Below are 21,997 nucleotides of genomic sequence, written 5' to 3' on the forward strand. Positions count from 1 at the left end.
CTTGCTGGTCATCTGGGCAGTGACGGTCTTGAAAGAGTCAGCGTTTTATGCTCAGGCTCTACAACTCGTCTGCACTGTTTTTCTGCACTGTTCTGGAGACCGTTCCAGAAATTAACTGGCGTTCACCAATGTCGGCAGGGCTTGTGTTGTGCAGATTTGCCCCACAGCCCACACCATTTCCCACTCTAAGCACCAAAAGGATCAAATGAACTCTACTCTGTTTGCCACCCGGACTTTGACCGCCACCCTGCTGACCCTGCTGCTCGCCGCCCCGCACGCCGAAGCCCGCACCCTGTCTCAGATCAAGGCTTCCGGCGTGCTGCGCGTGGCGACTCCTGCCGATGTGCCGCCCTTTTCGCTGGTCAATGCAGGCAAACATTTCGGCTTTGAGGCGGAACTGATTGAAGCCCTGGCCGCCGACCTGGGCGTAAAAGTCAGTTATGAAATGGCCCGTATCGACCAATTGACCACGCTGCTGCAAGACGACAAAGTGGACGTGGCCTTCAGTGCGCTGGGCATTACCAGCACCCGCGAAAACAAGATCGACTTTACTTCTCCCACCGCCTGCGTGGGTGTCTCGGTGGTGTCGCTCGATCCCAAAATCAACCTGCATACCGATCTGAAAGACAAGACCATCGGCGTGATCGCGGGTTCCATCATGACCTCATATGTGCAAAAACTGCCCTTCGACAAAAAGGTCAACGTGTATCCCAGCAACAACGACGTGGTGATCGCGGTGTTTTCTAAGGCCGTAGACGCGACGGTGGCCTACAGCGTGGCCGAGGGCATGGTGAAAAAGCTGTACCCCAAAGCCAACGTTCACTTCGGCCCCGAACTGTGGAGCGTCCCCATTGGCATGATGCTGCGCGAAGACAACGACAGCACGCGCTTTGCCCTGAATCTGGGCCTGATCAAAATGCAGCGCACCAGCGCCTACACGGCCCTGAGTACCAAGTACTTTGGTAAGGACTTGCGCTGTAAGAGTTGAGTGGGTCTAAGGAAGGTCAAGAGCAAGTACCCGCCGACTCCTTGCGCCTCACAAAAATGAATCAGCGCTCCCAACACAACAGGAGCGCTGATTGTTACTTTGCCGACTGCTAGCGCTTGCTGCTAATTGCGATCAAGGTTTCCCAGTCGTCGGGCTGTTTGGGATCGTCCAGCGCGGCGCGGTTGCGGCCCATGAAGCCGCATTTCTGGCACTCGTGCACGATGACCCAGCCTTTTTTGCCGCTCTGCTGCACGCCCACCGGGGCCATCAGGCCATGACAGGTGCTGGCGCGGTCTCCGGGCAGGATGTCCACGTGTTTGCTGTGCAGGCAATGGGGGCAGTGGTTGCGCACGCTGCCGTTTTTCAGGGGCTGGACTTCTTGCCCGCAATGGCCGCACACGAACGGGTTATTGGTGCCCTGCACGGTAAATCGGCGCGTACCGGTCTCGCTGGGCTGACTCATGGGCGGCCTGCTTCCTTGGCCGCCTGCCTGCCTGCCGACGTGCGAGACAACCAGCGGGAATCCAAAAAGGCGCGAATAGTGGGCGTGGCAACCAATGCCGTGCCCAGCAGCAAAAACGCAATTCCGGCGATGCTGATGACCCAGCCCTGCCAATTGACGCTGCCCGCCAACATGCCCACAATAAACACCAACAACCCCGCCGCCATGCACAGGCTGAGCGTGATTCTCCATGCCCATACGCTGCCGCGCCAGACCTGCCCCAACAGCACCGCCGTCGCGCAGGCGTACAGAATATTGCGGGCCAGATTTGCGGTTTGGCCCTGAATCAGCCCACCCAGAAACGGCGTGACCGTCAGCATGAAGATGCACAGCAGCACCGCCAGCGTCGGCACACGTCCGCGCTCGGCCAGCGTCGGCAGGGAGGAAGATGGAGTGGGGCGGCGGGTCTGACTCACGGCTCTATTTCACCACAGGCAGCGTGGACAAACCGGAGTGGGGATTACGGGTGCGGTGGCGCCAGGCTAGGGCGCAAGCTCAGCGGCAGCACATTCCTCCGTTACGCTAGGCCATGCCTGCACCCGCCCTGCAGATTCTCAGCGTGAATATCGGCCAGCCTACAGCGCTTACCATCGGCCCGAACACCGCCACCCCGCGCACCGAAATCACGGGGATTCATAAGCAGGCCGCAGCGGGCCGGGTACGTGTAGGACAACTGGGACTGGAAGGCGATCACGTGATGGACACCAAACACCACGGCGGCCCCGGACAGGCGGTGTACGTGTATACGCAGGAAGACTACGACCACTGGGCCGAGGAGTTGGGTGACTCGCTGGAACCCGGCACCTTTGGCGAGAACCTGTTGATGGCTGGACTGGAATCGGCAGACGTGCGGGTGGGCGAACGCTTCTGGGTGGGCAGCACTGTGCTGGAGGCCAGCGCCGCCCGGATTCCCTGCATGGTACTGGCCGCCCGCATGAACGATCTGGGCTTCGTCAAGCGCTTTGCGCGGGTGCGCCGCCCCGGTTTTTATGCCCGCGTGATTCAGGAAGGCGACGTGGGGCAGGGCGACCCCGTGCGCCGCGAGGCCGCCCCAGACGGTGCCCCCAGCATCGTGAACACTTTTGACCTATGGTTTAGCCAGTCGCGTGACCCGGATGAGATGCGGCGCTACCTACAGTACCCGCTGGCCGAACGACTGCGGACGGATATTGAAGAGTGGCTGGGAGAAGTTCGGGCGTAACTCGTACCCCCTATTGCTCCGCTTAAGGGGAAGAAACCGCTGTCCGCAGCGTCCAACTCACGCCCGCAGTTTGTCTCCGTAATACTTGCGGAGCTTGGCAACTTTGGGCGCAATGACGGCCATGCAGTAGGGCTGGCGCGCATTGTTGGCGTAGTAGTCCTGATGGTAGGCCTCGGCCACATGGAAGGTCGTTGCGGGTTCGATGCTGGTCACGATGGGGCGGTCAAAGACAGCCTGTGCGGTCAAGTCGGCAACGACTTCGCGGATGTCCTGCTCCTGCTGGGTGTTCAGCGGAAACACGGCGCTGCGGTATTGTGTGCCCGCGTCGCCGCCCTGACGGTTCAGCGTGGTGGGATCGTGGGTGGCAAAAAACAGCCCCAGCAAGTCGCGGAAGCTGACCTGCGCCGGGTCGAAGGTGACGCGGATGGCCTCGGCGTGCCCGGTGGTGCCGCTGCACACGCTGTCGTAATCGGGCTGGGGCGTGTGACCACCGATATAGCCGCTTTCTACTTTTTGCACGCCGCGAATGTCGGTCATCACGGCTTCGGTACACCAGAAGCAGCCGCCCGCGAGGATGGCTTGCTGCAAGTTGGGGGCCAAGTTAGGGACAAGCTCAGGCTGAGTCATGCCCCCATTCTGCCGCGCACAGGCCAAGATGAAGGCGCGGGAAGGCACGGTTGGGCTTGGGTCTTGTCATCCCCTACACCTCATCATCGGCGGGCAGGGGCGCTTCGGTGGGGTCGGCCTGCTCCAATGCATTGCCAAACGAGACTTCATGGTAGGGATGTTCGCCCTGCTCGGTGGGCATTGGCGCGTCGGGGGCCGGATGCCGGATGGTGATCTGCGGTGCGGGGGCGTCGGGCGTGGGCTGCTCTGGGTTGGTCATGGCTACAGTGTGCGCGGAATGGGTGTGGGGTGGGTCAGGCGGGATTAGAGACTGTCTAAGGGTCTAGGATCTGAGGGTCTAAGAAGGGCAATCGCTGACGCTCTTATCAGTAATCGCCCTCAGCTGAACAGCAATCTTGCCGCTACCAGCAGCACGATTCCGCCATACATCCATTTCACGAAGGCGCTGCCCCGGAGCATGGCCATACGTGCGCCCAGAAAAGCTCCAGCGGCGTTGGCTACGCCCATCGGCAGGCCGATCCACCAGACCATGTGGCCGCCGATCAGGAAAAACAGGAACGCGCCGAGGTTCGTGGCAAAGTTGATGGTGCGGGCGTTGCCGCTGGCCCGCACCAGATTGAAGCCGACGAGAGCGAACAGGAACATCAGGAAGGTGCCTGTACCGGGGCCGAGGAAGCCGTCGTACAGGCCGATGATCAGCGCACCGGGCAGAGTGAGGGCCAGCGTGCGGGTGGTGAGGCCCGGATAGCGGTCTTCCAGGCCAAAACGTTTGTTGACCAACACCAGCGCCCCAACGGCCAAAATAACCACGCCGACGAGCGTGCGGAAGGTGTTGGGATCAACGAAGCGCACCAGAAATGCGCCCAACCCACTCCCGATCAGGGCCAGCGGAATGAGACGCAGCACCAGCGCCCGGTCTACGTGCCCCTTGCGCCAGTACTGCACCGTGGCGCTGCCCGAACCGAAAATTGCGAGAAGTTTATTGGTAGCCACCGCCTGCGCCGGACTGAGGCCCATAAAAAAGAGGGTGGGCAGCGTGATGGTGCCGCCGCCGCCCGCCACAGCGTCAATAAAACCCGCGAGGAAGGCGAGGGGCAGGCCATACAACAGGACTTCGGGGCCGGGAGTAAACAGTTCGGGCACGGGGGGCAGGATAGGGGAAATGGGTGGAGGCGGTGGGTGGGCGGTGAAGGCGTCTAAGGGTCGAGGGTCTGAGGAAGGGCGGGAAGGCAATCGCGTTGCTCACTCACCCCCTCCCAGCCTCCCCCCTCAAGGGTGAGGAGCGAACACCCACTACATCGCCACTCCACACCGTCCCCGCCCGAGTGCGTGTGGGGCCGTCGTCCGCGTAGCCGGCGGGGCAATTCCATTCTCAAGACGACTGGCAATTCCACTTCAGGTGAACGAACAAACAGAGCTTGAACGCGACAAGATTAACCCTGCCCAGTGCAACGACAACTCCCCTGACCCCTGTGGGGGCGAGGGCTGGGGTGGGGGAAAACGTGGGAGCAACCCCAGAACGCCGTCCGACCAATAATCCACCCTACATCACCCACAAACCCGCCACACGTCCCGACAACCCCCAACCCCCTCTCCCCCATTCCTGCTAGCCTCGCCCCCATGACCACGCCCGCCGACTTGTCCGCCGACCCTGCCACCCTGCCGCCCCCACTGTTTGATACAGCTGTGGTTGCAGGCGTCGGGTTGATCGGCGGCAGCGTGGCACTGGGACTGCGGCAGCGCTTTCTGGCAAGGCGGGTCATCGGCTACGACGCCAACCCGGACGTGTTGCGGGAAGCCGAAGCATTAGGCGTGGTGGACGAGGTGCGGGCCATGCCGGGCGAATGGCTACGCGGCGCTGACCTGGTGGTGCTGGCCGCGCCGATGCGGGCGCTGACCCCGCTGGCCCGTGACCTTGCGCCGTACCTGAACCCGGCAGCACTGGTCACCGATGTGGGCAGCGTCAAGGCCGGAATCGCTGCCGAGATGGAAGCACTGGGCGTGCGGAACTTTGTGCCCGGACACCCGATGGCGGGCAGCGAGCGCGGCGGCGTGACCCATGCGCGGGCGGCCCTGCTGGAAAACGCCGTGTGGGTACTGACGCCCACCGACCACACGCCCCTGACGGCGCTGAGCCGCGCCCGGATGCTGGTGGAACATCTGGGCGCGGCCCCGGTGGTCATGCCGCCCGACGCACACGACGCATTGGTGGCAACCGTCAGCCACTTGCCGTACCTCGCCAGCCTCGCCCTCACACACATGGTGGCGCGGGATGAACGCCTGAGCCTGCTGGCCGCCGGAGGCTTCCGTGACCTGACCCGCGTGGCGAGCGGCGACCCGCGCATGAGCCGCGACATGGTCGTGGAAAACAAGGTGGCGCTGCGGGAAGCGTTGGCCCGTTTCCGGCGTCAGCTGGAGCGCCTGGAAGCCGATTTGGACGAACCTGAAGAACTCCTGGCCGCCGCCACCGAAGGCAAGCGCACCCGCGACAGCCTGCCCGTGGTGCGCCGCAGCCTGCTGCCGCCCAAGCACGATCTGGTGGTGGCCGTGCCCGACAAGCCCAACCAGATCGGCGCGGTCACCCAGGCACTCGGCGCGGCGGGCGTGAACATCAAAGATATAGAGGTGCTGGCGATCCGCGAAGAAGGCGGCGCGATGCGGCTGGGGCTGGAGACGCTGGAAGATGTGGCCCACGCCAGTCAGATTTTGCGTGAGGCGGGATTTGAAGTACGCGGGCGGAGCTAAAGCCAGCGCTGGATTTCTGTTCGCCGGGTTTGCCTTTTTCTCATGATGGACAGCCCCAAGTGGTGTGCCCGCTTTTCCAGTTACAGTAAATTACTCAATGACGGCGCTTCCCCCACCCCTCTCCTCTTCGCCGCCCAACAGCGGCCCCGCCGTCCGCACTCCGGCCCGCCTGACCCCCATCGATACCTTCCGGGGCCTCACGATTCTGGAGGTGGTGGCGCACCACGCCAGCGGCATGGCCCTGCGGCAAACCGAAGCCGGATCGACGACCTACGAACTGTTATTGATCCTGAACCGTACCCTGCATTTTGCCGTGCCCGCCTTTGTCTTCCTGTCGGCGGTGGTACTGACCCGCAGCCTGCTGAAGCGCTTTGATCCGGGGCGGTATTTCTGGCGGCGGCTGACGCGGGGGGCTTGGCCGTACCTGCTGTGGAGTGCTCTGTATATCGGCTGGTACGTGTGGACAGGCCAGCGCACGCCCGATACCCTCACCGATCCGGCCCGCTGGCGCGACTGGCTGCTGTACGGCAAGGCCAGTTTTCACCTGTATTTTTTGCTGGTGGCGCTGGAAGTCTACGTGGTGCTGCCTTTCCTGCTGCCGCTGGCCCGCCGCAAACCTAGCATCACGGCGGCCCTACTGATCGGGCTGGCGGTGCAGTTGGGCCTGTATCTGCTGAACCGCGAAGTGTTGCGGCTGCCTTTTCCGGCCAGTACAGTGCTGTGGTACGCCCTGCCCATTGTGCTGGGGGTGGCGGTAGGCTCGCGGTTAGAAGAATTTCAGGCATGGTGGCGCAGGCGGCGGCTGGTGCTGCTGCCCCTGCTGGTGGCGGTGTACGCGCTGTACTTGCCTATAGCCCTTGCCTACGCTGGCGGCACGCCCGTGACTCCGGTGGTCTACAGCGGCCTCAGTTGGACATACACCGCGCTGGTGGCCCTGAGCCTGCTGGGGCTGGCCTACCGCCTGGAGCGCGGCCCCGACTGGCTGCGGCGCGGCGTGGCAACGATTGGCACGGTCAGCCTGCAAATTTACCTGATTCACCCCGCTATTTTGCAATTGCTAGAGCGGCGCGGTTTCCCGGATGGGCGGCCTATAGGTCTGCTGCTGACCACCCTGCTGTACGCGCTGATTGCGCTGGCGCTGCCTGCGCTGCTGGGGCGCTTGCTGCTGGGGACGCGGGTGGGCACGTTCTTGTTTGGCCGTTAACATCTTTCAGAGAGGATCTGAGTCAGGATGCCGTCATTCCCGCCGCGCTAGGATACGCCCCGTTCTATGCGCTCTCTTCTGACACTTTCTTTTTCGTTGCTGGCCGCTGCGCTCCTGCCCCATGCGCGGGCCGCTACGCCCCAAAACGTCCCAGCCCTGCCTACGCCTGCGCCCATTCAGACCCCTGCTACAACGCCCAATCCTGCCCCCGTGCCCGCCGAAACCATCACCCTGAACCGCCTGAGCGGGCCATCGTTCCTGCGGATTCCCAATGCTTGCCGGATGCAGAAATGTGCGCTGGTCGTGGTGGCCCACCCACGCGGCCAAAACGCCGAGCGGGTGCACAACAGCCCTCAGGTCAATGTCTTGGTTCAAGCCCTGCTGGACGCCTCTTTTGCCGTGCTGCTCAGCGATGATGGTGGCGAAAACACATGGGGCAGCCCCGCCGCGCTGGATCAGGTGGCCGGACTGCACACCGACGCCGTAACACAGTTTGAGTGGAGTGGCCGCACCTACGCGCTGGGCCTGAGCATGGGCGGCCTGCTGGCGCTGCGTTCGGCGCTTCCGGGCAGTCCATATGCAGTCAGTGGCGTGGCCCTGATAGACGGCTGGGCCGACTTGCGGGCCGCGTGGGGCGGCTCCCTGTCCCGCCGAGCCGAAATAGCTGATGCTTACGGCCTCGGCACGGCCCCACCCGATCCGTCGCTCAATCCAATGGCCCAACTGATGAACCACGCGCCCCTGCCCCTGTTCGTGGCCGCCAGCCCCGATGACGGCGTGGTGTCTATGAAGGCCAACGCAGACGTGCTGTACAGCAAAGCCGAGGCTGGCGTCAGCGACTGGGTCATTCTGAATGGGCCACACCTGGGCGGCAACCGCTTTTCGCCCGCGCTGGCCCGCCAACTGGCTGGATTTTACGGGCGACTGGAAGCACGGGAACTGGCACGGGGCGGGGCTAGGCGGTAGCAACAGCAGAATAAAAATTTAGGACGCACCGCCTAGAGCATTTGTCATAATAATGACCGAGCGGGGCGAGTGAATTTTACCGTGCAGGACGGAGAATGGAGTGATCAGAAGTCTTTTCTCTGATCACGTAATTCGGAGAACTGCTCTAGAGCTTGAAACCTTGGGCGGTGCGTCAATAGTTTCAGGCGACGTGGAGTTTGCGCTTACATCGCGCTGGGAACCTCTATTCCGATCAAATCTAGCGTTTCTTCAAAGGCGCGGCGCAACCTTGCCACCAGAGCAAACCGCGCCTCGCGCAGACCTTCGGGGCTTTGCAGCACGTTGGTCACGGGTTTTCCGGCCTTGTCTTTGGCATTGAACCACGCATTGAATGAAGTCGCCAGATCGAGGGCATAGGCAGCCACCACATGCGGCGAATGCACGCGCACCGATTGGGCCACCACTTCGGGCAATTTGGCAACAATTTTGGCGAGGGTCAGGTCTACATCGAGAAGTGCGTCCCAGTCGGCCCCAGTCCCGCTCACATCATGTCCAGCTTCCTGCCCCTTGCGGAGAATGCTGGCGGCACGCACAGCGGCGTACTGCACGTACGGCGCGGTATCGCCGTTGAGGGCCAACGCCTGATCCCAGCGGAAATCGATCTGACGGGTGGGTTCGGCCTTCAGCATGGCAAAGCGGATTGCGCCGATGCCGATACGGCGGGCAATTTCGGCGGCGTCATCGCGGGCGGCCAGCGTAGGATTAACTTCGTTCAGCACAGCCAGCGCCCGCTTTTCGGCCTCGTCCATCGCGTCGTCGGCACTCACGGCAATGCCCTTGCGCCCGCTGATGGTTTGGCCCTCCAGCGTCACAAATGCATAGCTGAGGTGAATACTGCGCTCTTTTTTCTCGTGTTCGCCTGCCACGCCGAGGCTGCTGCGAACCACCGTTTGCGGGTGATCCTGACGCGAGTCGATCACGTTAATGACTTCCTGCGCATGCCCAAAGCGGCGCTCCACGTCGGGCTGACCATCAGGGGCGCTCGTCCAGACCGTGTGGCCTTCAGGGTCGGTGGTAAACGGCTTAAATTTCATGCCTTCAAACAGACCAAATTTCCAGAACTGGTAGCCGATGTCTTTGGCGGCGTACATGGCGGTTCCATCGGTACGGATCAGCACCACATTGGGTTCTTCCAGCCCCGGCATAAATTCCGATACGTCCATCACAAACGCGCCCACATACTTGCCCTCCGTCGGGCGCGAGGTGTACGGGCTGTTTTTCAGGATGTTCATGGCTTCGGTCAGAAAACCGCTGCCTACCACGTCGGATTCCCAGTTGAGCAGGTCATAGCGTGCACCGAGGCGAAAGCAGGTATGCAGGTGGGCGTGAACGACTTTTTCCACTTCTTCGCGCAGTTCTCCGGCTTCCAGCTTGTGCATGATTTCAGCAATGCCCGGTTCCAGCGCAGCCTTTTGTGGGTCGGCATTCAGGCGCACGTAGCCCTCGCCCAGCCAGCGGTCATACTTCTGCACGCCGTCCCAGGTCAGGCCGTAGTGGTTGACCGCAAAGATGGATTCCGCGGCCTGCCGCCCGGTGTCGTCGATGTAATTCTGAACTTCTACCGTGTGGCCCGCCGCCCGGAAAATGCGGGCCATGGAGTCGCCCAGCACCACGTTTCGGAGGTGGCCCACGTGCAGTTCCTTGTTCGGGTTGACGCTGGTGTGTTCGATGACCACTTTGCCCACCCGCGCCTCTATTTGCGCCGGATTTTCCACCACATTCCGCACGAATTCGCCCCGATTCACAAAGAAATTCAGGAACGGCCCCGCCGCTTCCACCTTCTGAATTCCGGCGGGAAGCTGCACGGCGGCGGTCAGTTGCGCGGCGATCTGCGCGGGGTTGCCGCCGAGGGCTTTGGCAATAAGAAAGGCGGCGGGCGTGCCGTAGTCGCCCGCCTTGCTGGGGGGCGTTTCCTGAATGGCCGCGTCGGTGTCTGGTGCGCCGAGCTGCGCGGCAGCCGCTTCTACGGCGAGTTTGAGTTGAGCCTTGAGATCCATAACATGGGAGTTTATCAGCGCAGAGGGCAACGCGGCGGGCAGGTTATTTCACCACGATCAGCGTTTCTCCGATAAACCCGTTCAGCGCCATCTTGACGCGGTACTGACCTGCCGCCACGCGCCGCCCGGTGCTGTCTTTGCCGTCCCAGCGGGCAGTTTGCGTGTGGGTTTCATTGGGCTTGAGTTCTAAGCCAAGCAATATTGCTATGCACGGGAGATTTCCCGTTTGCCACACCCGCACACCGTCTGGAATGCGCTCTATAGTGATGGGTTCGCACGCGCTGTAGCCCTGTGCTAGGGGCACAGTGGCCCGGTTGGTCAGGCTCAGGGTGAATGTCCAGCCTTGCGGCGTGGCTTGGGCTGTCAGGCTGGTGCGGTGAGGCCATGTCGAGAGGGCGTCAAATCGCACAGGCAGCGCTACGTCAATGTCCACCTTGCCAACGTCCAACCCACGCCGCTCCAGTTCTTGCACGAAGACACGGTGAGACAAGTCATCGCGCAGTGAAAGATCAGGCGTGGGCCGCCGTAGCCCACCGCGTCGGCCTGTGCGCCACTGGCTTTCAGGGCCGCCAAATACGCTTCGCGGCGAGGGGTGGGAATGGGATGCGTGCCTGCGACGACGACGATCACTGCGCTATTTCCCTGAAGCCAGCCGCTGCCGGGAGAAGCACTGACATTCCAACCGCTGCGGTACACGAACTGTCCGGCGGGCAACACGCCCAGAGTTTTGGTGTAGCTGTACCGCGCTCCAGCGGCCAGAATGATGACCTCTCCGGGCCGCCTGCACACGGGCGCTTGGCCCTGCGGCGTCAGTTGCCCCAGCCTCTCGCCTTGGCCCCGTCCTCCTTTAAGAAGAGGCGCACCCACGCTGCGGCACACCAACGAAATGGGCGCGGCGCTAGAGTTTTTGAGCCACAGCGTCAGCGTTTGCACCCGGCGCTGCGCGGTATACGACGGATTGGGCAGCGGTTCAAGGGTCAAGCTGAGTGGAGTGTTGGGGCTGGCTGCGGCTGCACCCGCACAGGCCAGCGCACAGATCAGACCGACTTGTCGCCACATCTCAGCGCACCACCAGCGCCACCGGTTCCGCCTGTACCCGCAGCGGCATTCCGGCAGATTCGGCGTCCAGCCACGCGGTCAAGCGGTAGGTTCCCAGCGTCAGGGGCGGCAGCATGCGCTTCAGCGTCAGCGTATCGCCGGGGGCCAGCGTGCGCGTCAGCAGGATTTCGGTACAGCCGATGCGCCCGCCCATGCTCGGGGCAGAAACCGCCTTGCCATCAGCTCGAATAACAGCCACCAGCGGCGGTAACTCGCACGAACCCCAGTTCACCTGCGGTGTGTAGCGGAAGCTGATCGGGCGGCTGGATGTATTGCGAATGCCCAGAATGACCGTCACGCCCTTCACATCGGCAGAGGCGCTGGCAACGGCGATCAGGCCGGGGGTGGCAGGCAGTGGAGCAGGCACTTCCAGCAGCGGTTTGGAGGGTGTGGGAGTGGATGCAGCGGGCGGGAGTTCAACCGGAGCAGAGGCAGCGCGCGGCGCAGGCGCGGCTATCGGCTCTGGGGCAGGCGCAACAACAGGCGCAGGGGCAACAGGCGTCGGCCCCCGCAGACTGCCAAGCACGGCACACCCGCTCAGTAGGGCAGGCAGCAGCAGCAGCGCCAGTCGCTTTCCTGTAAGCCGTTTCACCGCACCGTCACCCGCACCGGTTGGGCCGAGAGTTTGATAGGCACAGCATTGGCTGATACCGCGTTGGCAGATGCACCGTTGACCGAACCTGCGAACCAGCCCTCGATCATGTGTTCACCGGGCGGCAAGTCCAGATCACGGGTGTAGGTCACAGCCTCGCCCTTGCCTGCCGTGTCAGTACGGAAATCTTGGGCACACAATCTGGGTTCTCCGGCCACCGGATACACCACTTCCCGCGTGCCCACCCGCAAAACCCGCACCAGCGGCGCAAGGGCGCAGTTCTGATCGTTGTCGCGGGCTGCACCAAGTCGCAGGGCAGCAGCACCAGCATTGGCAACGCTAAGGCTCAGCGGTACGCGGCCCACCACATTACGCGGCGCAGTCAGCGTGGCGGTCAGTCCGATTGGAACAACCACCGGAGGAGACGGCATGCCCACCGAACTCCCCACTGGAATGGGGGCTGGTTCCACAAAAATAGGCTGCCAGTTCTCTGTGGGCGGCAATTCAGGCAGCGCGGCGGCCTGCGCCCCCATCCAAGCAGGCCAGAGCAGGACGGCAGCAAGCAAGGCGGGACGCAGAGTCATAGCCTTAGGGTACGGCGGAAGTGTGACGGGTGGCTGACACGTCGGTCTAAGAGTGCGGTGTCTAAGAGTCTAAAGGTCGAGGGCTCAAGGCAGGCAATCGCTGGCGCCCACCCCCTCACCCCGCTGCCGATGCAGCGCCCCTCTCTACTGCGTAGCTCTACGAGTCCCACGAGGGGCGAGGGCTAACGGCTTTGGACTTGATTCCGGCCTTTTCTTACTCCCTTAGACGCCCTTCTTGCCACCACTCAAGGCTTCCCCTGTGCCCCATAAAACGCCGCGATTCCCCCCGCAATCGCCTGCGCCAACCGCTCCTGGCCGCCCCTGTCAATCAGGATTCGCAGGTTGCCGGGATCGGTGAGGTAACCCAATTCCACCAGCAGGCTGATCTGGGTACTGGGACGGGTCAGGGCCAAGTTTGCGCCGGGTTTCAGGCCTGCGCCGGGGCCGAGGTCGGGCAAGGTGCGGCGCAGGGAGGCCAGAATCTGGGCCGAGACGCCCGCCGCCTGCGGGTGCGTAAAGTAGATTTCCGGCCCCCGGATGCCGCGTGGGTCGCGTCCATCGGGCAGGGCGTTGGCGTGGACAGACACCAGCAGATCGCTGCGGGCGGCTTCGGCGGCCTCTCCGCGTTCGTACAGGCCCAGCGTCACGTCTGCCGTGCGGGTCAGGTTGACGGTGGCCCCCTGCGCCCGCAAAAGTTCGGCGGCCCGCAAGGTAATGGGCAGCACCAAGTCTTTCTCGGGCACGCGCAGGCTACCCGCCCCGCCCCACTGCGTGCCGCCATGCCCCGCGTCCAGTGTAATGACACGGCCTGCCAGCGGTTGAGACGGATTCAAAACAGGCGGGCGGCGCACCGTCAGCAGCAAGTCGGGGCCGTCGTAATTGGCGCTAAAGCCCCACGCCTGAGCCGCCGTCAAGTCCAGCGTCAGGCGCGACACACCCAGGCCAGCGGGCGCAACCGTGAGGCGCGAGAGGAGTGGGTCGGCAGGGACAGTGTTGACGGCAGGCGGCGCGGATAGGCTGTACAGCGTGAGCGTCAACCTACGCCCACCGTCGGTTTGTTCCAGCGTAAAGGGCACGCGCAGGCCACCCAGCGGCACCCGCACGCGCAAATCGTCGGTTGGGGTGGGCAGGACTGGGGACAGTGCTCCGGGTTGAGGGTTGACCTGTTTGGGGCGCATCGGTTGCGGGGCCAGTTCGGGCAGAGTGGACGCGGGCGTGGCTGGGTCAGCGGGAGTGGGCGCAGGCTCCGGCGTGGGCAATTCGGGCGGGGTGACGGGTACGGGAGCAGTCGGCATGGGCAAGACTTCTGGCAGGGCGGGTGGAACAGCGGGCAGACCGTCGAGCGATATGGTTCCTGCCGTTCCCACACGCGGCGCACCGGGCGTCAGGGTTACCTGAGCCGCCGTGACCAACGCCGACACGCCGGGGGCCAGCCGCACACGTAGATCGTCGCCTTGCCGCCCCACCGCCGCAAACGTCATGCCATTGCGCGGGTAGAGGAAAGGATCGCCGCTGAGGGTGGTCAGAAGGTTGGTGGCGTCGTTGAGGCCCAAGCCACGCACCGTTCCGGGGCGCTGGGTGGCGGTCCGTGGGCCAGCCGCCGTGGTGGTCAGGCGTCCGGGGGCAGCGGCAGCGGTGGTGCGCCCGTCGCGGCCCATGAGGGACACGGTAAAGGCGGCATTCTGCACGCGGGCAGCGGCGGCCAGCGTGTAGGTGGCCGAATACTGGCCCGCTGGCCCTTCCTGCATGGCCTGCACCGCGCCCCCCGCCAGCCGGAAGGTGGCCCGGCCCCCCGGCGATCCCCGGAAACTAACCCGGATACTGCGTTCGGCGGGAGAATCGGCGGCGGCGTCCCAGAATTCCAGGTCGGTGCGGGGCGTCACGCTTTCGCGGTCAATGGTGGTGGGCGTGGCAGGCAGGGCGCGGGGCACGGCGCGGATGACCCTCAGGGTACGGCTGCCCGTCTGCCCACCCGACGAGGCCACCAGCCGCAGATCGTTGGTGCCCACCCGCAGCGGCCACCACAGCATAAACAGTCCATCTGGCCCCACATTTACCGTCTGTCCGCTGACCTTCAGGCTGGCTCCCGGCGCTACGCTGCCTTCCAAAATCACATGGTCAAACGCCACGCGGTGACCTTCGGGCGGATAGGCCACGAACACGTCTGGTGCGGCGCGGGCAGAAGAGGCGAGCGGAACGGCAAGCAGGGCGGCGAGCAGAGCGAAACGGGACAGCAACGGCATAGGGCAGGGTTTAGCACGGCGGGGAATGGGCCGGATGTGCGCTAGAAAGAACAACCGAAGGATGTAGAAAACTTTACAAATCTTTTTCTTCTTTCTCTGGGCCGCCCTATCATGAGCCTACTCATGAATGACGATCTGCTGCGGGCTTACCGGGAGGCATTGCCGGACTATGAGGCACTCAGGGACGCGGCGGTGGCCCACACCACGCGCCTGCTGACGGCGGCGGGCCTGAACATCCACCACATCACTGGGCGGGTTAAGCGGGCGGGCAGTTTGGAGGACAAGTTGCGGCGCAAGGCGGGCCGTTACGACTCGCTGGACGACGTGACCGACCTCGTGGCCGTGCGCGTCATCACCTATTTCGAGTCGGATGTGGGCGTGGTGTCGCGCCTGATCGAAAAGCATCATGAGGTGGACTGGAACCACTCGATAGACAAATCGAAGATGCATGACCCCGACAGATTTGGCTATATGGGCGTGCATTACGTGGTGCGCGTGCCGGAAGGCGGGTTGCAGGGGGACGGACTGGACGTAAGCGGGCGGCTGGGTGGACGCTTAGGCGGGGCCAGATTCGAGGTGCAGATCAGGTCTATTTTGCAGCACGCTTGGGCCGAAATAGAGCACGACCTGGGCTACAAGAACCGCGAGGCTGTGCCACGTGAGGTGCGCCGACGCTTTTACCGACTGGCGGGCCTGCTGGAGATGGCCGACGAAGAATTCATGGCCCTGCACCGCATGACCCGCGACTACGCCGCCACTTTGCCCGAACGGGTGGCCGCCGCCCCAGACGACGTGTTTATTGATGCCCAGAGCATGACCCACCTGCTGACCCTGCCACCCGTGCGGGATCTGGATACGGCGGTGGCTAAGGAATTAGGCGTGCGCCTGCTGTCTCATTGGTCTGACCCCGAACGCCCGCAGCGCTTGGCGAGCCTGCTGCATTACGTCGGGGTGCGCTCGGTGGGCCTGCTGCACAAGGAACTGAAGCGCAACGAGGGCGACATCAGACGCTTTGCGGCGGCGCTGATGCCCCGGCTGCGGCAGGCCTGGACTCCGGCGGGCGGCGCTCGCCCCGGCACCAGCGTGGTGCATTACGCGCTGCTGCGGGCGTGCAGCAACGCCAGCCTGGAACCCAGCGAAGTGGTGACGCTGCTTGACCTGAGCGGCGCGGGCAACGAATCCGAGATGGTGCGTGCGGTGCGCGAGGTGTATCAGGAAGTGACCGGACTGACGGCAGCGGAACGGACGCAGGTCACCGAGATTCGGTAATAGAGCAGGCCCGCATACCTTTCGATTGAAAGCAATGTGCTCAATAAACTTGACATTCATTAACCTGGCGGTCAGAATCCAGCCCAGAGATACCCATGACCAATGACATTCTTTCTCCCGACGCCGACGCCCCATACACGCCGCTGATTCCCGCGCATTCGTGGGCCATCATCGATTCCACCCTGCGGGAAGGCGAGCAATTTGCACGGGGCAACTTTAAAACCGACGACAAGATAGAGATCGCCCGCGCTCTGGACGCCTTCGGGGTGGAATTCATAGAAGTGACCACGCCGATGGTGAGCAAGCAGACGCAGGCCGACATTCGCAAGCTGACCGAATTGGGACTGAACGCCAAAATTCTGACCCATGTGCGCTGCCATATGGACGACGTGCAGCGGGCGGTAGACACGGGCGTAGACGGCCTGGATCTCCTGTTCGGCACCAGCAGTTTCCTGCGTGAATTCAGTCACGGCAAGAACATCGGCCAGATTATCGAGGCGGCGCAGGAAGTGATCGGATGGATTAAAACCAACCGCCCAGACCTGCAAATCCGCTTCAGTGCCGAGGACACCTTCCGCAGCGAGGAGGCCGATTTGATGGCGGTGTATGCAGCCGTGTCCAAGCTGGGCGTGCACAGAGTGGGCTTAGCCGATACGGTCGGTGTTGCCACGCCCCGGCAGGTGTATACGCTGGTGCGCGAGGTTCGCAAGGTCATTCACGAGGGCTGCGGCATCGAGTTTCACGGCCACAACGACACGGGCTGCGCGATCAGCAACGCCTATGAAGCGGTAGAAGCAGGCGCGACGCATATCGACACGACGATTTTGGGCATAGGAGAACGCAACGGCATTACGCCGCTGGGGGGCTTTTTAGCCCGAATGTTCACCTTCGATCCGCAGGGCCTCACCGAAAAATACAATCTGGAACTCTTGCCCGAACTTGACCGCATGATTGCCCGCATGGTGGATCTGCCGATTCCGTGGAACAACTACCTGACCGGAGAATTTGCCTACAACCACAAGGCCGGAATGCACCTGAAGGCCATCTACCTGAATCCCGGCGCATACGAGGCGATTCCGCCGGGGGTGTTCGGCGTTGGCCGCCGCATTCAGGCCGCGAGTAAGGTCACGGGCAAGCACGCCATCGGCCACCGCGCCCGCGAACTGGGCCTGCACTACGGCGAGGACGCCCTGCGCCGCGTGACCGACCACATCAAGGCGTTGGCCGAACATAATGAGTTGGATGACGCGCACTTGGAACAGGTGTTGCGGGAATGGGTGAGCGCGTAGGTTGAGTTGGGGAGTTCGCCCGGAATCGTCAGCCGAATTGAGCCATTCGACGGAAGTTAGGCTAGGCGACCATCGCTGTCGGCTAGAAGGTGGCTGCTGTCCCCGGCCCGCCGCACGCTACCCTTTAACCCGTGAGCGCCGACGATCCCAATTCCAGAACCGCCCATTCCTACCGCGTCTTCCTGCCTGTCGGAAAAACGGTGGCTGTGTTTACTCATGCTCAGGGCGACCTTCAAACCCTCGCTGGTCAGGCTGATGCGCCACTCAGCGCCTTCATCGAGGCAGCAGATTTTTCGGGTGTGAGCCTCCGCATTTTTACCCCCACCCGCGAAAAAGGTGAGAGCGATTCGGCAGCGGTAGCAGCGTTGGCGCACCTGTTCTCGGCGGGCCAGATTGCCGATGTGACCGAAGTGCAGATGGGCGGCAAGAGCGTGGGGGCGCAACTCTGCGGCGGCGAATGGCTGCTGCTTCAGGGCGACGTGACGGCGGCACAACTGGAGGCCGACCTCTCCCCCATTGGCCTTTCGGGTACGGCCTGGACAGCCTCAGCGGGCCGCGCCAATCTGGTCGTGCAGGTGCCGGATCTGGCAACGTTGGACGCCTTTACTCCCGACAACGCTGCCATTTCAGACCTGAACAGGGCCACCGATACCACCGGACTGATTCTTTACACGCTGGCCGCCGAAGGCCGTGAAGACGTGAGTTTCCGGGCGTTTGGGCCGCTGAAAGGCTTTAGCGAGGACGCCGCGAGTTCCAATATGTTCGCCTGCCTGACCGGAGTGCTGGCGGCGCGGGGGCAAGTGCCCGCAGGGGCGGAAACCATTCGTGGGGCGCAGCGGCAACCGGGGCAATTTGCCCGCCTCACGGCTCAGTTCGTGCCCACTGGGGCGGGCGCAGGCGGCGTCTGGGTGGGTGGCAAAGCAGAATTGACCGAACTGGCTTCCGCTTGACCAGGCTCACACGGCCCGCCACCCTCAACAGCTTTCGGCGCGACTGGTCGGCGGGCGCAGGCATCGCAGGGTTTGTGGTGGTGTTGGTGGGAGCCGCCAGCAGCATCGGCCTGCTGGTGGGCGCGGCGCGGGACTTTGGGCTGACGGCCAGCCAGACGGCCAGTTGGGTTTTGGCCTGCTACCTTGCCATCAGCATTTCGGGCGCGGCGCTGACATGGCACACGCGGGCCCCCATCAGCATGGCGTGGAGTACGCCGGGGCTGGCGCTGGTGGCCTCCGTTGCGGCCAGCAGCAGCCTCACTTATCCCGAAGTGCTGGGCGCATATGTGCTGAGCGCCGCCGTGATGTTGGTGCTGGGCGTAACGGGCGCGTTCGAGCGGGTCACGTCGCGGCTGCCGCCTGCTCTGGCAAACGCACTGTTGGCGGGCGTGCTGCTGCCCTTCGTGCTGGGTGCATTCCGGGCCTTGCCGCTTGCGCCCCTGCCAGTGGGCGGCATGCTGGCCGTGTTCGTGCTGGGCCGGATTTACTTTGCGCGTTGGGCGGTTCCGGCGGCGCTGGTGGTAGGCGCAGGATTGTCGGTGGCAGCGGGCATGGTGGGCGAACTGAACCCGGCTGGGGCCTCTATTTTTGGCACGCTGGTCTGGACGACTCCGGCGTTTAGCGTCCGGGCCGCACTGAGTTTGGCGCTGCCCATGACCATTCTCACTCTCGCTTCTCAGCAGTTGCCGGGGCTGGCGGTGTTGCGGGCCTGCGGCTTCGGGCGGGTTCCGGTCAGTCCTCTGATTACAGCGTCGGGGATTGGCAGCCTGCTGGCGGCTCCGTTTGGCGGGCACTCCACCAATCTGGCCGCCATCACCGCCGCCATTTCTGCCGGAGAAGAAGCCCACCCCGACCCGGCGCGGCGCTGGCCTGCCAGCATCAGCGCGGCATTCTTTTATCTGCTGCTGGGCGTGTTCGCGGGCTGGCTGGTGGGCGCGGTGGCGGCTATTCCGGTGGCGGTGGTGTCGGCGCTGGCAGGGCTGGCGTTGGTGGGAACCGCGCTCAGCAGTCTGGTGGCCGCACTGGGCGCAGGGCAGGAGCGGGAAGCCGCGTTTCTGACCCTGGCGATTACGGCCAGCGGCGTAACCGTGTGGGGCGTGGGCAGTCCGGTGTGGGGCCTGTTGGTAGGGGGCGCGGTGCTGTGGCTGGGGGGGCGGCGGGAAAAAGTCAGTTGAGGTTGGGGGAGGTCTAAGCGTCTAGGGTCTGAGATGTTGGGGCGGGAATGGTTACTGGGTGGCCCCCTCCCATCCCGTTGTCTTACAGCCCCCCTCTCTGCTCTGCAGCTCGGCGAGTCCCACAGGTGGAAAGAGTAACAACACACACTCGGGACTCTTTTAATTCCGTATAAGAACGCCTCCTATAGAGGTACATGTAGCTTTTCCCCTCGCCCTTGTGGGAGAGGGCCTTGCAGAGCAAGGGGTGAGGGGGCCACCCAGCGACAAACTCTCCACCTGTTCGGAACTAATTTTCAGTTTCTATGACTGAGCGACAAGGGTTGCCCTTCCCCCTCCACAACGCCGTATCCTCTCCCCATGCCTTCCCCGGATACCCTGCCGTTTGCGCTGCACGCCCTCCGCAACCAATTTCCGCCGCTGCTGCACGGGCGAGCCTACCTCGACAACGCGGCGGGCGGCCTGCTTCCCCGGCGCAGTATAGAGGCGATAACGGCGCACCTGACGCAGTTTGGGGCCACCAACGCCATGCCCAGTCACGCGCCGGGACAGGCTGTCCTCGACCTGAAAACGCGGGCGCGGGCGGCCACAGCCCTCTTTTTAAATGCTGAAGCACACGACGTGGCGCTGGGGCCAAGTTCTACCGCCCTGAATTTCCGCTTGGCGGCGGCGTTTGCACGGCTATGGGGGCCGGGCGACGAGGTGATTCTGAGTGGGCTGGAGCATGAGGCCAACGCCAGCCCGTGGCGCGAACTGGAACGCGTAGGCGTCACGGTGCATGTATGGCACGCCCGCCAACCCACCATGCAACTGCATCTCGATGACCTCCGCGCCCTGCTGACGCCCCGTACCCGCCTCGTGGCCGTGACCGCTGCCAGCAACGTGCTGGGCGTGACCGTGAACATTCCCGAAGTCTCAGCTTTGGCCCGCGAAGCTGGTGCCTGGACGGTGGTAGACGCCGTTCACGCTGCCCCACACGCCTTCCCCGATGTGCAGACCTGGGGCGCAGATTTCATCTCGTTTAGCCCCTACAAGGTCTGGGGGCCGCATTTGGGGGCACTCTGGATTCGGCCAGAACTGCGCGGGCAGTTGCCGTGGCCCAAGCTCAGCTTTGTGCCAGACGGCGATATTACCGGCCTGGAATACGGCACGCCACCCTTCGAGCTGCTGGCGGGCTGGCTGGGCACACTGGATTATCTGCGCGAATTGGGCGGGGGCCAGAACGTTGAGAATCAGCAGCTGACCCGCGCTGCATTGCTGGCCGCCTCACACCGCATTGGCGAGTTGGAGCGGCCTGTGCTGACGCGGCTACTGGAAGGGTTGCTTCACACCCCCGGCGTTACAGTGTACGGCCCACAAAACATGGAGAACCGGGTCGGAACGGTGGCCTTCCGCGTGGCGGGCCAAACGCCTGCTCAGACTGCCGAAGCCCTCAGTGCACGCGGCGTAGATGTGGGCGCGGGTCACTTTTACGCCGTGCAGCCCTTGCAGGATTTGGGCGTGTATCCGGAGGGCGTGGTGCGGGCCAGCATTGCCCATTACACGACTGAGGAGGATGTGGAACGGCTGCTGGCTGGGTTGCGCTAGAGAAGGTGGCGCTAGAGTTCCACTGCCGCGTTCAGTTCATCTCTAAACCGTTTGGCCGCCGCCACACTCGCCGCCACATCCAGCCCAGCCGCGTACTGCACACCCCGGCTGGCGCTGGCGAGTGCGCCCGTTCCCCCCGCATGAAAGGCGGGCGCGAGGTCGGCGGCGGCGGCTCCCTGTGCACCCAGTCCGGGCAGCAGGAGCAGGGCGTGCGGCATCAGGGCGCGGAAGGTGGCAAGGTCGCGGGCGTGGGTGGCCCCGACCACCGCGCCGACGCTGGCATATGTTCCCGCTTCGGCCTCGGCTCCCACTTCTTCAGTGTTCAGGCGGGCCACCTCTACGGCCACCCGCTCACTGACGCCGCTGCCCTGCACGTCGGCCTGGTCGGGGTTGCTGGTCTTGACGAGCACAAAAATGCCGCCGCCGTTGGCCTGCGCCGCCTCTACAAACGGGGTCAGGGTGGCAAAGCCCAGAAACGCGTTCACGGTCAGGGCGTCTCCGGCGTGGGGGCCGCCCAGCCACGCACGGGCGTAGGCCTCGGCGGTGCTGCCGATGTCGCCGCGTTTGCCGTCCAGAATCACGGGCAATCCCAGCGTGCGGGCCAGCGCACACACTTCTTCCAGCAGGGTAAAACCGGGCAGGCCTAGTGCCTCGAAGAAGGCCAGCTGGGGCTTCACGCAGGCGGCAAACGGGGCGGTGGCCTCCATCACATCCAGCGTGTGCAGCCGCAGATGCGCCGTGTCCCGGTAAGCGTCGGCGCGGGGGTCGAGGCCGACACACAGCCGCGTCTGGTGGGTCAGCGTGCGCTCGGTGACGGCAGCGGCAAAGGAAGGCAGCATCGGAGCAGGAAGCGCGGTCTGGGGCATTGGGAAGCAGGCTAACACGGCAGTTGGAGGCGGCAAAAG

At 63.8% G+C, this 21,997-nt stretch carries 22 protein-coding genes; 10 read left to right on the forward strand and 12 right to left on the reverse strand.

All coding sequences use genetic code 11. From position 1 onward, the window contains the following. Positions 1–205 precede the first annotated feature (205 nt). Positions 206–988 (forward strand): ABC transporter substrate-binding protein, encoded by a 783-nt coding sequence (locus M1R55_RS01175; protein ID WP_249392933.1) that lies wholly within the window; start codon positions 206–208, stop codon positions 986–988. A 109-nt stretch (positions 989–1,097) separates the two neighbouring features. On the opposite strand, the gene M1R55_RS01180 is transcribed toward M1R55_RS01175, so the two are convergent. Together M1R55_RS01180 and M1R55_RS01185 are read right to left on the reverse strand one after the other, a co-directional pair. Beyond that, positions 1,098–1,451, reverse strand: coding sequence for an RNHCP domain-containing protein (locus M1R55_RS01180; RefSeq protein ID WP_249392934.1), 354 nt, complete (start codon positions 1,449–1,451; stop codon positions 1,098–1,100). After that, entirely contained in the window at positions 1,448–1,906 is a 459-nt protein-coding gene (locus M1R55_RS01185; RefSeq protein ID WP_249392935.1) for a hypothetical protein, read from the reverse strand. The genes M1R55_RS01180 and M1R55_RS01185 overlap by 4 nt, the downstream gene beginning before the upstream one ends. A 113-nt stretch (positions 1,907–2,019) precedes the next feature. Between M1R55_RS01185 and M1R55_RS01190 the strand changes: the two genes are divergently transcribed. After that, positions 2,020–2,691, forward strand: a complete 672-nt coding sequence (locus M1R55_RS01190; RefSeq protein WP_249392936.1) for an MOSC domain-containing protein — start codon at positions 2,020–2,022, stop codon at positions 2,689–2,691. A gap of 57 nt (positions 2,692–2,748) precedes the next feature. Here the strand turns inward: M1R55_RS01190 and msrA are convergent, their stop codons facing one another. The 3 genes from msrA to M1R55_RS01205 all read right to left on the reverse strand — a co-directional run bounded on the left by msrA (position 2,749) and on the right by M1R55_RS01205 (position 4,461). After that, positions 2,749–3,318, reverse strand: coding sequence for a peptide-methionine (S)-S-oxide reductase MsrA (msrA, locus tag M1R55_RS01195; protein ID WP_249392937.1), 570 nt, complete (start codon positions 3,316–3,318; stop codon positions 2,749–2,751). A gap of 73 nt (positions 3,319–3,391) precedes the next feature. Beyond that, positions 3,392–3,577, reverse strand: a complete 186-nt coding sequence (locus M1R55_RS01200) for a hypothetical protein (RefSeq protein ID WP_249392938.1) — start codon at positions 3,575–3,577, stop codon at positions 3,392–3,394. A 119-nt stretch (positions 3,578–3,696) separates the two neighbouring features. Next, positions 3,697–4,461, reverse strand: a complete 765-nt coding sequence (locus M1R55_RS01205) for a TSUP family transporter (RefSeq protein WP_249392939.1) — start codon at positions 4,459–4,461, stop codon at positions 3,697–3,699. 477 nt (positions 4,462–4,938) lie between these two features. On the opposite strand from M1R55_RS01205, the gene M1R55_RS01210 reads away from it, so the two are divergent. The 3 genes from M1R55_RS01210 (at position 4,939) to M1R55_RS01220 (ending at position 8,233) form a co-directional block, all read left to right on the forward strand. After that, positions 4,939–6,063, forward strand: a complete 1,125-nt coding sequence (locus tag M1R55_RS01210; RefSeq protein WP_249392940.1) for a prephenate dehydrogenase — start codon at positions 4,939–4,941, stop codon at positions 6,061–6,063. 97 nt (positions 6,064–6,160) lie between these two features. Beyond that, positions 6,161–7,267 (forward strand): acyltransferase, encoded by a 1,107-nt coding sequence (locus tag M1R55_RS01215; RefSeq protein WP_249392941.1) that lies wholly within the window; start codon positions 6,161–6,163, stop codon positions 7,265–7,267. Between the two features lie 66 nt (positions 7,268–7,333). After that, positions 7,334–8,233, forward strand: coding sequence for an alpha/beta hydrolase (locus M1R55_RS01220; protein WP_249392942.1), 900 nt, complete (start codon positions 7,334–7,336; stop codon positions 8,231–8,233). Positions 8,234–8,436: 203 nt separating this feature from the next. Here the strand turns inward: M1R55_RS01220 and M1R55_RS01225 are convergent, their stop codons facing one another. The 6 genes from M1R55_RS01225 to M1R55_RS01250 form a co-directional block, all read right to left on the reverse strand. After that, on the reverse strand, positions 8,437–10,269 hold the full coding sequence (locus tag M1R55_RS01225) for an arginine--tRNA ligase (RefSeq protein ID WP_249392943.1): 1,833 nt from the start codon (positions 10,267–10,269) through the stop codon (positions 8,437–8,439). Between the two features lie 43 nt (positions 10,270–10,312). Then, the gene (locus M1R55_RS01230) at positions 10,313–10,702 is read right to left on the reverse strand and encodes a hypothetical protein (RefSeq protein ID WP_249392944.1); all 390 of its coding nucleotides are present in this window, start codon (positions 10,700–10,702) and stop codon (positions 10,313–10,315) included. Continuing rightward, positions 10,687–11,328 carry a hypothetical protein gene (locus tag M1R55_RS01235; RefSeq protein WP_249392945.1) on the reverse strand — a complete coding sequence of 214 codons (642 nt, stop codon included), beginning with the start codon at positions 11,326–11,328 and terminating at the stop codon, positions 10,687–10,689. Before M1R55_RS01235 ends, M1R55_RS01230 begins: the two co-directional genes overlap by 16 nt. 1 nt (position 11,329) lies before the next feature. Beyond that, positions 11,330–11,959, reverse strand: a complete 630-nt coding sequence (locus tag M1R55_RS01240) for a hypothetical protein (protein WP_249392946.1) — start codon at positions 11,957–11,959, stop codon at positions 11,330–11,332. Further along, on the reverse strand, positions 11,956–12,543 hold the full coding sequence (locus tag M1R55_RS01245; RefSeq protein ID WP_249392947.1) for a hypothetical protein: 588 nt from the start codon (positions 12,541–12,543) through the stop codon (positions 11,956–11,958). The genes M1R55_RS01240 and M1R55_RS01245 overlap by 4 nt, the downstream gene beginning before the upstream one ends. A 245-nt stretch (positions 12,544–12,788) precedes the next feature. Continuing rightward, entirely contained in the window at positions 12,789–14,786 is a 1,998-nt protein-coding gene (locus M1R55_RS01250; protein WP_249392948.1) for an N-acetylmuramoyl-L-alanine amidase, read from the reverse strand. A gap of 123 nt (positions 14,787–14,909) precedes the next feature. Here M1R55_RS01250 and M1R55_RS01255 point away from each other — a divergent pair, with 123 nt between their 5' ends. From M1R55_RS01255 to M1R55_RS01275, 5 genes are all read left to right on the forward strand, one after another. Next, entirely contained in the window at positions 14,910–16,055 is a 1,146-nt protein-coding gene (locus M1R55_RS01255) for a GTP pyrophosphokinase family protein (protein WP_249392949.1), read from the forward strand. A gap of 95 nt (positions 16,056–16,150) precedes the next feature. Further along, positions 16,151–17,344 carry a homocitrate synthase gene (gene lysS / locus M1R55_RS01260; protein ID WP_249392950.1) on the forward strand — a complete coding sequence of 398 codons (1,194 nt, stop codon included), beginning with the start codon at positions 16,151–16,153 and terminating at the stop codon, positions 17,342–17,344. A gap of 131 nt (positions 17,345–17,475) precedes the next feature. Further along, positions 17,476–18,294 (forward strand): PhzF family phenazine biosynthesis protein, encoded by an 819-nt coding sequence (locus M1R55_RS01265; protein ID WP_249392951.1) that lies wholly within the window; start codon positions 17,476–17,478, stop codon positions 18,292–18,294. Beyond that, a complete protein-coding gene (locus M1R55_RS01270) occupies positions 18,291–19,508 on the forward strand; it encodes a benzoate/H(+) symporter BenE family transporter (protein ID WP_249392952.1) in 1,218 nt (405 codons plus the stop codon). Before M1R55_RS01265 ends, M1R55_RS01270 begins: the two co-directional genes overlap by 4 nt. 357 nt (positions 19,509–19,865) lie before the next feature. After that, positions 19,866–21,092, forward strand: coding sequence for a cysteine desulfurase-like protein (locus M1R55_RS01275; protein ID WP_249392953.1), 1,227 nt, complete (start codon positions 19,866–19,868; stop codon positions 21,090–21,092). An 11-nt stretch (positions 21,093–21,103) separates the two neighbouring features. Here the strand turns inward: M1R55_RS01275 and pyrF are convergent, their stop codons facing one another. Further along, on the reverse strand, positions 21,104–21,958 hold the full coding sequence (pyrF, locus tag M1R55_RS01280) for an orotidine-5'-phosphate decarboxylase (protein ID WP_249392954.1): 855 nt from the start codon (positions 21,956–21,958) through the stop codon (positions 21,104–21,106). Between the last annotated feature and the right edge of the window lie 39 nt (positions 21,959–21,997).

The organism is Deinococcus sp. QL22 (assembly GCF_023370075.1).
In the GTDB taxonomy this organism is placed as follows: Bacteria; Deinococcota; Deinococci; order Deinococcales; family Deinococcaceae; genus Deinococcus.